This window comes from Methylophaga frappieri (genome assembly GCF_000260965.1).
Taxonomy (GTDB): domain Bacteria; phylum Pseudomonadota; class Gammaproteobacteria; order Nitrosococcales; family Methylophagaceae; genus Methylophaga; species Methylophaga frappieri.
The window spans coordinates 253,762-266,928 of record NC_017856.1; the positions used below are offsets into that span (position 1 = coordinate 253,762).

Sequence of the window (13,167 nt, forward strand, 5' to 3'; positions counted from 1 at the left end):
AGTGTTTAAAACACATAGTTTAACCCGAGACTTACCCCATAGCTGTCCCATTCGACTTCGTTAAATTTAGTCGTTAATTCCGTTCCATCGACCAAATAGGTCGTGTCTTTACCTCGACGATCCGCTAACCACTTTTGAAACTGCAGATCCAAAGTCAACGCCAAGTCAGGCGTAAAATGCCACTGACTACGTAACTCGGTTACCCAGCCATAGCCATCGGCTTCGTGCTCAAAACTCTCTGGCTGGGCAAAATCGGAGCGCAAGTTCCATTCAGCCGTCGCATCATAATCAATATAGTGGTATTCAACATTGAGTCCTAAACTAAACTTACCCGTTTGAAAAAACACGCTTTCAAGCCCAACCCACGGCCCAAACCAGCTTGTGTCGTAACTGGATCTGAGTCCTGGGAATCGAATCGAAACGGGTTCAGAGTTTAGGATGGTTTGGCGGCCATCAACTATTTTTAAATCTTGGGAGTGATAGGCGACACCCAACTTTGGCCTGAGCTCGAAACCTGCAGTACCCGCCTCATTAAATAACCATTGATAACGGTAACCAAACCCCACTGAAAAATCCAACACGTTGCCTTCATCCGCACCATTATTTGAGCGCGAAAATTCTTCACGTCGATTATTTTCAAAATAATCTGAATCTTGATTTTCCCCATTTACGATTTCGCCCCAAACCGCATCACCAGTTACGAACCAGTTATTGCGCATCTGCAACGTCGCCCCTAAATTCAACGTAGCAATTTCAATGTCTTTCCAGGTTAGCTCTGACAGTATATTTGGTCTCCCGCCTGGCCCAGCAATACTCCATACCAGATCATCTCGCCGATACCCGGCCTTGAAATAAACATCCGCTTTGTCATAGGCAAAAATCGGCTTTTTCTCCGGCCGACGATCATACACATGGACTTTGAGCGTCTCCGGTTGTTTGGCTTGACCCACCGGTAAGTCTGGAATCACTTTTGCCGGAATTTGCGCATTGTGATCAGGATTTGCAATAGGTGCAGGTGACGTCGTCGACTCCGCTTCAAATACATGCATCACTAAGCTGGGGGCAGCCTGAATAGTCGTTGAGGACAAAAACGTAACGCAAAACGATGTCACCCCTAAAAATAATCTAGCGCGCATTGCCCATCACCTCTTCAAAGGGTAAGGCTGAAATAAGATACATAAAGCTGGTATCGCCCTGCTGTCCTCTTGCCGCTAACACCGTATTCTCAACGGAAGAGGCTAACCAGCGTCCATTAATATCTTGATAATTCACAGCCTGTTCAGTGCTCGTGCTATTGAGTATCTGTAAGCCGGTCACATACATTCCGCCACGATTCCATGAACCTAACGGTTTCGCCACAACACGATCATCGGCAAAAATATCACGCCGCATTGCGCGATCCACAGGCACAGGTTGATAAAGCGGATCCGTCACGCGTTCAAAGTCATTCGTTCGCATCATCTCGGCAGCATACTGACTCATCTCCATATAAACCGATTGTCGACTTGCTTCCGTGCGTTGTGCAGGACTCACTTGTGATTGAGGCGACGTTACCTCTTCATCTTTATCGATAAAGCGATTAGGGAACTCGGCTGGATCCGGATATCCCTGATTATGCGATTTGTAAAACAGATTTTCTCCATCACGACGAATCGACTCACTTTCACCTGGCGTATTCATAATACGCGGGGTAATCAATAACACCGTCTCGGTCTCTTGTTCACCATCAATTGTTGAGGTAAATATTCGGCCAACGAGAGGAATTTCACTCAGCAGCGGCACTTTTCGCTCATTACGATTTTCACTGGTTCGAATCAACCCACCCACCGCAACGGTCAAATTATTTTTGGCCATAACCGTACCGGTCAAGCGCGCTGTATCAACTGTATCGACCTGAAGGTTCGTAATACCATTTACGGTATCTCCAACAGGTATCGTTCCGCCTCCCACGTTTACAGTAGAATTTTCCTGTTCAATATACAGCTCCACTGTACCGTCGTTATTTATTCGGGGACTGATACGTAGTGTAATACCGATATCTTCACGGGTAATCTGAGCCTCAACAAAGGCTTGTTGCAACACAATACCGTTATCAATCACAGCAGGAAAAAACTCAAATCCTTCTGTAAGTAAAGTTTCTTCACCGATAAAGAGCTCGGCAGGACGATGATTGGATGCCACCACCATAGGATTAGAAAGCACTTTGATCCGGTTCTGCTCTTCGAGAAATTGAATATTGGCTCGTAATCGATTATTCAAAAACTCGTAAACAAAAGTCCCTGAATTTAATAATGCATTGTTTCCCAGCAATACCGGTTGCTGAGATTGATTGCTTCCACTTGGCTGGAGGGCAAAGTTGAAAATTGAGTTGATATCCTCACCCAAGATGACGTTTAAGATACGCATTTCCAGCATCACCTGAGGCACTGGTATATCCATTTTATCAATCATCTTCTGAATGCCAGACAATACCGACTTATCATCCGTCCGGACAATGATCATATTGTGTTCATTATTGACCGTGACATAAATCGGTTGAGATTGAACAGTGGTTTGCTGCAGGGTTTCCTGACTGACATTTCGGCTGCCAGTCAATTCAATCGCTTCGGCTATTTGCGAAATCTGATCAACACTCAATTCTTCAGCATCAAGCTGCGTGCCCGACTCAATAAAATTATTTCGGCCAAAACCACTACGGCTACTGCCAATACTGCCAAACCCACGACGTGATGATGTGCTATTTCTGACCGAGCGGTTATTTCCTCGAACTGAACCAAATCCGCTGCTACTGTTTCCAAAGCCACTACTGTTTCCAAAGCCACTACTGTTACCAAAGCCAGTATTCCCAAAGTTATTAGAAGCCGGTGGTAAGCCCAGAGATAAGATTACTCTTGGGCCATAAATGTCTTCGATCGCCTGAGCAAGGATCTGCACATTCGCATTCAATAGCCGAAATATTTCTATATTTTCGCTTTCGCGGATAATCAGGTCTTTGCTGTATTCTTCGCGCGTCATTAACCTAAAAGTATTCGTGTCATCATCATAGCGATACCATAAATCGCTGATTCGACTGATCGATTTCACGGCATCTAAGATCGAGGTATTTTTTAGATGGATGGTCACCTCACGGTTCGCCGCTTCACGCGTGGCAATAATATTGTGATCACTTAATTCCGATAACGCACGCACCACGTCGCTCATATTGGACCCGTTAAACTCAATCTCCTCAATCATCGTGGTGTTATCAACGTCCGGTCCTTCCTCCTGTACCGGAATCAATGTTGGCGCACGATTACCTGGCACGACAGGCTGTTGCGCGGATAGCGTCGTCGTATTTTGGGGATTAGCAATTGCCGGTCCTTGCTCACCAGACACAACGCCGCCTCCCCAAACTGGTAACACCACCATCCCGAATAAACTGGCATGGATCACACTGGACAATAACTTCATATTCATCATCTTAAAACGCGAATCCGGCCTAATGTACCGGTTTCAATGGTTATACTCAGACGGCTGATTTCCGAGATTCGAATTGCGCTGGCTGGTTGACGTGGGTCAATATTAATTTCGTCTCCTTCCCGCACCATGAAAACACCACTACCGGCGATATCCAATAAAGCCAGTTCTTCGCCAGTTTCCTTTTCCGTAATTAATCCACGCAAGCGCATTCGTGGTATTTGAAAATCAGGAATATCTCCGGGACGAAAACCAAAAGCATCACTGCCAATATTCGATAGGGTCCCGGCCTGTTCATACATCAACGCACTTGGCGTAAACGGATCACGAATCGTCACTTCCGATGATTCGCCAAGACTCACTGGCTCAAAAGCCATTGCTGAGAGTGGCATCCAAACGGAACAAAGCCCTATTAAAATCGGAATGTTAGGTTTGCTGTACATTTATCTTCCTCCGCCAGCCAGAGCGAATAAAGCCTGAAAAAAGGCGTAATAGACAAAACCCACCATGCCGCCAATCAGTAATATCATTGCCGGCTCAATCATTGCTGAAAGGCGTTTTATCGCGATCTCCAACAGACTTTGATAATAAACACCCAGCTCCTGCAAAATCTGATCTAGTGAGCCTGTTCGCTCACCGATGGCAATCATTTGTGTCACAAGGGGAGGCATTTTTCGATGTTCTATACTTGAAGCCAGATCCCGACCGGCAAATACCCGATCCGATGCAGAGCGCATCGTATCGGCATATATTTTGTTAGCGATCAAGTCTGAGGTAATTTTCAACCCCTCAAAAATCGTCACACCACTGCGTAACAAAATGGACATCGCCCAATTCATCTGGGCCATGGAGCCATAAACAATCATCGGCCCAAATACCGGAAAACTCAGTAAAATCCGGTCTATCAGGCGTCTGCCTTTGTAAGTTTTGTAAATAATAAAAAGTAAAATTGTGGTGACAATCGCCGTGCCGATTATAAATAATCCGTTTTCTCTCAAATAGGCAGCACCATCAATTAAACTTTGCGTCGACGCCGGTAAAGGCCGGTTTTGTCGTTCAAGAAACGTGGCAAATTTCGGAATTATCGCGACCACCATAAAAGTCGCCACCCCGATGGCTGCAATCACAACGACAACCGGGTAAATCATGGCATTGATCATTTGTTTTCGAAGCTGGGATTTTTTTTCTAAATGAATCGCCAACCGCTCCATGATGACATCCAGCTCCCCGGTATTTTCACCTGCCACCACCAGATTGATAGCGATATCACTAAACACATCATTATGTTTTTTTAGTGCAACCGATAATGATTTTCCGGCCTGAATATCACGATGCATCTTCCGAATAGCAAGATTAAGCCGCGGACTCGTAATTTGATTTGATGCCAGCTCTAAGCATTCCGCCACAGCTAACCCCGCGCGGAGCATAAACGCCATCTGCCGATAAAAGAAAATCAGGGAATCATTAGAAACAGAGCGTTGTGTTGCATACCAGTCTGCAAAGGTATCTTGCCCTAAAAATCCACGACGTTTTTTCTCGTTAATTTTTAAAACGCGCAGCCCTTCGGTTCGCAGTGCTTGCGCAGCTGCATTCAAGTTATCCGCATGCAACTGCCCAGCACGTTCTGTACCTGTTCGGGTGAGTGCTTGATAAGCAAATACCGGCATATCAGGTCACCGTGGCCTTTTGTATCTGCTTGAACAAGGCCACATTTTTAACTTCATCTAATGTGGTTAAGCCCCTAACAACTTTTTCACAGCCATCTTGCCACATAAACTTCAAGCGTGAACCGGCACTGGCCTCCAGTGTCTCTTCATCTGCACCACGCGCAACTAAACGGGCTAATTTCTCATCAAACCAGAGTGTTTCAAATAAGCCCAACCGGCCTCGAAATCCTTGTCCCTGACACACCGCACACCCAACAGGCTCATATATTTCCACAGCCACTTCACGACCTAATAAGGCTAATTCTTCTTCGGTGGCTGCTCGGGGTTGCGCGCAATGACGGCAAAGTCGTCTGACAAGACGCTGTGCAATAACAGCGGTCATCGTTGAGCCAATCAAAAACGGTTCACAGCCAATATCGACTAAGCGCGTCACCGCACTGACGGCATTGTTTGTATGCAATGTAGAAAAAACCATATGCCCCGTCATCGCCGCTTTAACCGCCACATCGGCGGTTTCTGCATCACGAATCTCCCCCACCATTAAGACATCGGGGTCATGTCGCAGTAACGAACGCAACGCGTCGGCAAAATTGATTTTAGGGCCAGTTTGAATTTGCGAAACCCCATCAATCACATATTCAATCGGGTTTTCAACGGTCATAATATTAATATCTGCCGCATTGATTTCCTGCAGCGCGGCAAACAAAGTAGTCGATTTACCACTTCCCGTTGGCCCCGTCAGCAAAATCATGCCATATGGCTTTCTTATTGCCTCTTGAAACGCGGCCAAATCCGCTTCAAGAAAGCCTAGGTCGGTGAGCGTCAAATCACTACTTTCTTGTCCCAGTAGTCGCATGGTGATGCGTTCACCATGTCGAATAGGTGCGGTAGCGACCCGGATATTAAATTCCAAATCAACGGGGGGGCCAAGATAATAGGTAAACCCACCATCTTGCGGCATCCGTTGCTCCGCAATATCCAATCCAGCCAACACTTTGACACGCGAAATTAGCCCCGCAGCCATACTGATATCACTCTCCAGGGGATAATCCGTTAATTTTCCATCAACCCGAAACCGAACACGCAAACCGTCATCCTCGGCCATAAAATGCACATCGGATGAACGATTAAGATAGGCATCACGCAGTATCCGATCCAATAGCTCAATCAAGTCGGTTTCGGTTGATTCCTGACTGCCCGATTGAGCCTGCACAATGGCTGAATTGGCTAATTGGCGTTTGACCATTAATTGCAACTGAGCCGGATCTGCCATCACCACTGGCAAATCACGTCCCATTAATCGGCGAGCTGATTCCGTCCCATTTCGATCGTGCGGGTCTCCTGTGACCAATAAATCCTCACCATCCAAAATGATTGCTAACAACATTTTGCGGTGAACCAAACTGGCCGGCATTTTTTTGGTTAAAACCGTGTTGATTTGAGCATGCTGTAAATCGACAAATGGCAACCCTTGCTCTTGGGCAAGAGCACGATGCAGCGCGGAGAGTGGAATACGATATTCCGCTAAAACCTTACCCAATATGGGCGTACGCTCACGACGGGACTTGATACGCAGCTCATCAATTTCCGGCTGGGCCAACAGGCCGGTATCGATTCCTGCTTTTATCAATTGGTCATCGGTTATCGCCATGCCTACTCTCGACTACCCTACAACGCTAAAACCAGATCGGTTTTTAATAATTGCGACATACCACGTAAAGGCGCCACATCCAGTTTTTGAATGTTCACCTGCACCACCGTGACCTGATAAGGCAACTCATCCAACCCATAAATAAATCGTCTCAGAGAGGGAAAATCACCATCAATTTCTAATCGTTGCATGGGTCTGGCATACATGGATCCCGGTGACAGCCGTCTTATCCACCCTGCCTCTGGCGGCACAATAATTTCTTCTGAGCTGGTATTATTGCGTCGATTATTACCCAGTCGAACCGGATCCGGACGCAAATTTTGATTCACCCGAATCCGAATTCCACTATCTCTGGCTAACTCGGAAATGCGTACCCGTAACTCCTGCGAATCAATCGGTGCCAAGAGCGTTTCCACCTGCTGGGCATTTTCACGCACCGCATCAAGGGCTTTTTCCAAATCATCCAACTCGGCATTGATATCGTCGATTTTCTCGCGTGGCTCTTCCGGTATTTCCATTGTGGAGATTCGATTCATGGTAGCGTTCTTTTGACGCTCTAAGGCCGCGATTTGTGTTGAACGTGGGTCATAGCGCAAATAACCATACCCGCCTAACAACACCACAACCAAAATGGCACCCGCCAGCCATTTTTCCCGTTGATTTAATTGTTTTAATTTCATGGCGCTTCCTCTTCAATCGGCACCACATGCAAGATACTCATCGATACGGAATAACCACTCATGTTCATCGGACCGATTTTTTCAAACACTTGAATATCACGAACCTCCATATCCCACGCTGCCACTGCTAACTTCATATTTTGCACAAATTCCTGACCGGCACTTTCAGTCAAAGCCCAAGCATCAATATTGAAGTTATCTTTAACAATATGGCCCGGCCGCACTGCGGTCGGAGCAGTATCTGCCTGCACACCAACCCGCCGCCCCATCTCATCTATCCGGTTGATGATGATTTGTTCGTTAACGGTATTCTGGATAATGCCCAGCACTGCCTGCACCATCAGTGACCGTTCTGGCATTTCTTGCCCAAAGAAATCCAGCCGTGACTCCATCCGGCGCTGACTCTCCTGTTGGGCCTCTAATTCTGCTTGACGCTTATCAATCTCTTCGCGCTGTGCATTAATTCTGGCAACCGCATCATCAAGCACCTTGGCGCGGGCGTCGATTTCTGCTTTTTCTTTACTGACGTTGTTGTGTTGAATAAACATCACCAGTTCGGCAACCAAAATCAACGCAATAAGGCCACCCACCAGTAATGCCGCCTGGTTTTCCTGACGTTTTAATGGCGGCGGCAAGGGGCCCCCCTGACGGATTAAACTAATGCGTTTACCGCCTTTTAAATTGAAAATATGCCGTGCAGCAGCCATCACGCCCGGCGATAAATACTCCGGATTTTGACTTGGCAAAAGTGACACTTCATGGCCAATCGCTTCTTTAAACTGGGCTTGCAAATCTGGCAGATTATCGGTCGGACAACTCAGCAAGATTGCTGGATGCTGAGTCAGATTTTCACTGTGATAGGCTTCCAGACAAGCATTGAGCATTGACTCGGTATGATTCAGGAGATGCCGAACCGAGACCACATTTTGACGATGAAGACGCACTGCCGTCGTGGTGAGTGATGAGGTTTCTAAAATCAACGCAGACTTATCGGTTTGCTCCAATAAAGCCAGACTATTGCCAGTCAGCGGCATCAAACCAAGCAACGTTAAATCATGATCATCACACAGCGTTGTCCATTTTTGGATGGATGAGCTATACGCGGCGCTGACTAACCAGTTCCATACACCGGGCGCATCATCAACCTCACCCTGAGCTGACCAGCCACATTGCACTTCATCATCTTCATCCCGGAGCCAATCCTGTACCACAAACAAAGATTGAACCTGTTCACGACTGACATAGCCCAGATCCATGGCCAATTCGCCAAACCGTTTGGTTGGGGTGCGATCAACCGAACGTGGCGCGCCAGTATTTTTGGCTTGTCGTTTTTGAATATCATTGATTTCGACTATTTGCTCATGACTTAACATGCCATGTAATTCGAGCAAAAAGCCAAGTGTCCATTGAGCTTGATGTTGCATCAAAAGCGGTTCTACTTCCCAGCGAACCAATTCGTGCATTTGCTCAACCGGTTTCGGTTTTTTGGCCGACACCGGTAATTCAATAATCGCATTCATGGCAGATGGCGTCAGCACCACAACATGCTTGCCTTTCCAGCCCTGCTGGCGCACAGAAAGTAACACATGCTCAAATGCCTCAGCCGGATCCAGATGATCGGCTTCCGCCTCTGCTGAGATATACAGGCTTTTCCCTTTTCGACCAAACACGGTACCCCGCAGGAGCCTCGCATCCCACTCGCAGATAAGAATTTGATGACTGTGAATTTTTGCAAAATGAGCTTTTATATCGTCAACTAAACTCATGCGTTTATCCTGAACTGCAGATAGGGGGTGGTCAGTAACATTGCAAGCAAGCCATTGGCATAGCTTACTGCTGCGTATGGGGAATAATCTTGCTCGTCAATTTTGGGTAGCAAAATTGCTGTATCAGTAATGATCGGAACACTCCATTGCACCCTACTTATGCTTAATGAAGAAGCGATATTTTTAATCATAAGCCTCCCCAAAAAAGTGGTTCAGGCTTAAGCGGTATGCTCGCTCTTGGCACGGCAAAAACTTTTTTTGTAGCAGTTGAAAAGTTACCTTGTTCACAACTAGCGTCGGCATAAACGTACCCGTTACTATCACAAACCACTGTCAGGGTATGGATGCCGGCAGGTAGTCTTAAAGAGGCTGGAATAGTTAAATCATTACCGTTTTTAAGTGTACCGGGTGGCACGGCAAAAGTGTCTCCTGACAATGTCATCACGATGTTATTTTCCAGCGTGAATGTTTCTGAGACCGTTATCTCTGCCCCACCAAGAGTAACTTTACTATCTATGACTTCACTACTACTTCCAGCCGGTAAGTCCACTGTAGTATCACCCGGTAATGTCAGTGTCGTCCCGGTAATATTGCTGCCAGGCGGTACATAAATAACCCGCTTTGACAGGTTACTGGCAATAAAACCTACAACCGCGGTAGAGGCTGTCAATTCCGCGCCTGATGTTGTTGTGACAGTAGAATGATTACCATCTGGTAATGGCGATGTTCCATCTGAAGTTTGTAAGTTTGTCATTTGAATTGTGCAGCCACCGGCACAATACGGTGCTATTTGATATTCATCAATATAATCTTCTGGCTGCGGAGTTACTTCGTCGGTATAGCTAATTACTGTGCCGGGTTGAAGTGTGATTTCATTACCTGCTTTATTCACTGGTATTGAAAATTGAATAAATTCTAAATCGGCAACTGGCACAACAATATTCCCAAACTCATCGGTCTCCATGTCAAGGGTTGGGAAAACTGCCGATAGTGATAAATCTAAATCGCGCTCAGTTACTGTGGCCGGCCATTGAGGTGGTGCTCCATTTTCTGGAAAATTTAATTTCAGCCTGAAATTCGGAGGGGGATCCTGAAGTGGAAGAAAGTTTATAAAGGCAGCAACGTTTATCCAGTCATTACCAACCGTGACGGTAAAATCATTTAGTTCCAACAATGTGACACTGATATCGTCACTGTTGCTTGATAAATCCAATCCATTACTGGTGATATCAACTTGACCACTAAACGCATCGACCTGATAAATCCAGCCATAGTTCAGATGATCCTCGACTGGGTCAGCATCAATATTGTTATAGCCATCACGAAAGCTTTTGATACCACTACCTTCCTGATTCGCCCTTAAATAAGGGCCACGCCAGCCAGCGCCAGAGCCTGTTGCCGGATCCAGTTGCCAAATGCGAATATCATTAGACGGATCATTATCACAGGACGATTCGAAAATACCATTTTCCAGCGAGACAGCGGCACCTAATTCAACTAATTCTCTCAGGCACAACGGTAAACGGCCCACATCTGAAACAAAACCACTTAATTCAGGCGATCCATTCACTGTTCGACTAGTATCCCCTGCAATTGCTTGTTTAATCAGGTCCAACCGTTGTTGGGTTTCATCAAATTGCGCCTGTTGTTCTATATTATCGGTAAATAACAAACCGGCAGAAGCCAGCAAACCAACCAAAAATAAAACCAGCACCATCTCCAGCAGGGTAAAACCGCGAGATTGGTGAAGAGATGACATTGAGGCCCGTATCGTCATCGCCCAATTACCGCAACAGACACAGAATCAGATCATCGCTTCCGGCAGGCGGGACACACATATCATCAGTAGCCAGATCATATTCATCACTGGCACTTTCCAACACGCCATTCTCCCCCGTGCTGACTAAGCGGACAATATTGCCCGGAATAATATAATCGGCCGGTAATGCGCCGTCTGTGACCGACTGACAGTTATAGAGATCTGTTGTCCCATCTATCGCCAGTTGACCGGTTACGGTCGCATGTTCTTGACAATACACGGTTTGGTTGTAGTCCAACTCAGGGTCAAGCAACCGATAACGGTTACCCCAGCCATCCGTCAACGCCTCTTTTGATATATAAGGGCCATTCCAGCCAATCTGCCGCGTGCGGTCCCAAAACAACACGCTATGTGCCGCTGCATCATAAGGAAACACGTTTAACATCAAAAGCGCATGACTGGCTTTGTCTGCCCCACCTGAGTTAGCCTGGGATTGACACCAGGTGTGCCAGTCATCTCTATCGGTATCAGATGGAAAAAGATAGCTACCGCTAAATTGGTTGCCGTAAGCATTTTCAAAATCAAATGGATTATATTCACCGTCGCGGTAAACACGACAAGGCAATTCGCGGTTATCACGGCGGAATTGCAGCAAGGCTTTTTGCAGCTCGACCATTTCCAGTCGCGTCACGTTGAATCGAGCCTGATCTTCATTGCCCTCAAAGGCATTCAGCGCCGCAACACTAATCACCGCCAGCAACGTAATCACCAACAAAATTTCGATTAGGGTAAAACCCTGCTGTGACTGTCTGCCAGCCGAAAAACTGAGGAGTCGGTTAAACAATAAACGCCGCATTTACTTGTTCCCGATTGTGGTCATTTTGTCAGTGCGCTAAGCACACCCCCTGACGCTGCATAACATCCTGTTGATACAAAACGTTCTGCAAATATGCAAGATATTGGCGCAACGTTCTGGTTGATAAAGAAAGGGCGGACCAGGCCCGCCCTTTCATATTTCTCAACTTAAGCGATGAGATTAATCATCATCACCTGCTGAAGATTGGTTGGCTTCAGAAACCAACTGGTCGATGTTTTTACCATCGGTAGAAACAATCGTGATCAAACGCAGTTGATCATTCCATTCCCATTCATTATCTACGTCGTCATATTGACCGGCGTGGAACAGACCGATATAACGCGAATAGTGAATTTCTGGGTTAATCGCGGTATCACCGTCACCAGTTGTCGCGATGTAAGATGGTGATTGGGCAATCGCCACATTACTAAAGGCGGTAGAGGCCGCAGCATCACCACCAAAGCCCAGCGCGATCAGCGCATGACATTCGTCACCTTCCAGCGCATCACCATAAGCATTTTGCAGTTCGTTATTAGAGATTGAAACAGTTGGGTCAAAAGCAGCAGCTGGATAACCACCGGCTGCACCGAAAGTAGTACATTGCGGGCTAGGAACTACCGCAAGGCTGACCGGAAAATCACCATCTTCGATTTCTACTTCTGCTGAAAGGCCCGCACTTTCGTTATGCATACGGTTTGGTGCGCCGGTTGGAGAATCATCAACTTCGGCAGCAGCTAAGACTTCTTGCAGCTCTTCAATACCTGACTCTTCAAACATTTCAACCAAAACAGCATCAAGACCAGCTGAACCAGCGACATCCCATTCGCCGAGGAAACCTTTCATGCCAGAAGCAGCAAAGGTCAGTTCATCGCCAGCCGCATCCATCAGGGTATCCCATTGATTTGGATAGACATTTTCTACCGCACGGTAGGTCCGAATTGCACGGTCAAGTGTCCCGATTGTATTCGCAGCTTGGGCTGCTTCCGCAGATTCACCAACATTTTCGTAGGCAACCAGCGCACCTGTTGCCAAAATAGCGATCAGGGTGATAACAACTAATAGCTCAAGTAAAGTAAAACCTTTTTCTTTACCTTGCAGTTTTTGCGCTTTGGCACGCAGTTTTGCATCTTTGATGACTGACAAATCCGCTTTACGGAATTTGGCAATCGCCGATTTCATTTGATTGATATTCATCGAATAATCTCTCTCTTTGATGCCGCAGCTACCCCGAGCAGCCTGTTGGCTAAATGGTTAAATAAAGATTCAAACTGATGTGACCCCTTCACACTCATGGTCATCAAAGTAATGTGGTGAGCCGAGTTACAATGTTTG

11 protein-coding genes are annotated in these 13,167 nt (G+C 46.5%); all 11 read right to left on the reverse strand.

The genetic code is table 11. The annotated features are described in order from the left end of the window. Positions 1 to 5: 5 nt before the first annotated feature. The 11 genes from Q7C_RS01240 to Q7C_RS01290 all read right to left on the reverse strand — a co-directional run bounded on the left by Q7C_RS01240 (position 6) and on the right by Q7C_RS01290 (position 13,029). Positions 6 to 1,136 carry a TonB-dependent receptor gene (locus Q7C_RS01240; RefSeq protein ID WP_041366347.1) on the reverse strand — a complete coding sequence of 377 codons (1,131 nt, stop codon included), beginning with the start codon at positions 1,134 to 1,136 and terminating at the stop codon, positions 6 to 8. Next, positions 1,126 to 3,459, reverse strand: a complete 2,334-nt coding sequence (locus Q7C_RS01245) for a DUF3438 family protein (RefSeq protein ID WP_014702888.1) — start codon at positions 3,457 to 3,459, stop codon at positions 1,126 to 1,128. The genes Q7C_RS01240 and Q7C_RS01245 overlap by 11 nt, the downstream gene beginning before the upstream one ends. After that, on the reverse strand, positions 3,456 to 3,899 hold the full coding sequence (locus Q7C_RS01250; RefSeq protein ID WP_041366349.1) for a hypothetical protein: 444 nt from the start codon (positions 3,897 to 3,899) through the stop codon (positions 3,456 to 3,458). Before Q7C_RS01250 ends, Q7C_RS01245 begins: the two co-directional genes overlap by 4 nt. Further along, a complete protein-coding gene (locus Q7C_RS01255) occupies positions 3,900 to 5,123 on the reverse strand; it encodes a type II secretion system F family protein (protein WP_014702890.1) in 1,224 nt (407 codons plus the stop codon). Position 5,124: 1 nt separating this feature from the next. Further along, positions 5,125 to 6,774: a GspE/PulE family protein gene (locus tag Q7C_RS01260; protein WP_014702891.1), complete on the reverse strand. Its 1,650-nt coding sequence runs from the start codon at positions 6,772 to 6,774 to the stop codon at positions 5,125 to 5,127. A gap of 17 nt (positions 6,775 to 6,791) precedes the next feature. Continuing rightward, the gene (locus Q7C_RS01265) at positions 6,792 to 7,454 is read right to left on the reverse strand and encodes a hypothetical protein (RefSeq protein WP_014702892.1); all 663 of its coding nucleotides are present in this window, start codon (positions 7,452 to 7,454) and stop codon (positions 6,792 to 6,794) included. Continuing rightward, positions 7,451 to 9,220, reverse strand: a complete 1,770-nt coding sequence (locus tag Q7C_RS01270; protein WP_083839437.1) for a hypothetical protein — start codon at positions 9,218 to 9,220, stop codon at positions 7,451 to 7,453. Before Q7C_RS01270 ends, Q7C_RS01265 begins: the two co-directional genes overlap by 4 nt. After that, positions 9,217 to 9,411: a hypothetical protein gene (locus Q7C_RS01275; protein WP_041366351.1), complete on the reverse strand. Its 195-nt coding sequence runs from the start codon at positions 9,409 to 9,411 to the stop codon at positions 9,217 to 9,219. The genes Q7C_RS01270 and Q7C_RS01275 overlap by 4 nt, the downstream gene beginning before the upstream one ends. Next, entirely contained in the window at positions 9,408 to 10,979 is a 1,572-nt protein-coding gene (locus Q7C_RS01280; protein ID WP_187287366.1) for a prepilin-type N-terminal cleavage/methylation domain-containing protein, read from the reverse strand. The genes Q7C_RS01275 and Q7C_RS01280 overlap by 4 nt, the downstream gene beginning before the upstream one ends. A gap of 25 nt (positions 10,980 to 11,004) precedes the next feature. Beyond that, positions 11,005 to 11,835 (reverse strand): type II secretion system protein, encoded by an 831-nt coding sequence (locus Q7C_RS01285; RefSeq protein WP_014702896.1) that lies wholly within the window; start codon positions 11,833 to 11,835, stop codon positions 11,005 to 11,007. Positions 11,836 to 12,015: 180 nt separating this feature from the next. Next, positions 12,016 to 13,029: a type II secretion system protein gene (locus tag Q7C_RS01290; RefSeq protein WP_014702897.1), complete on the reverse strand. Its 1,014-nt coding sequence runs from the start codon at positions 13,027 to 13,029 to the stop codon at positions 12,016 to 12,018. Positions 13,030 to 13,167: the final 138 nt, after the last annotated feature.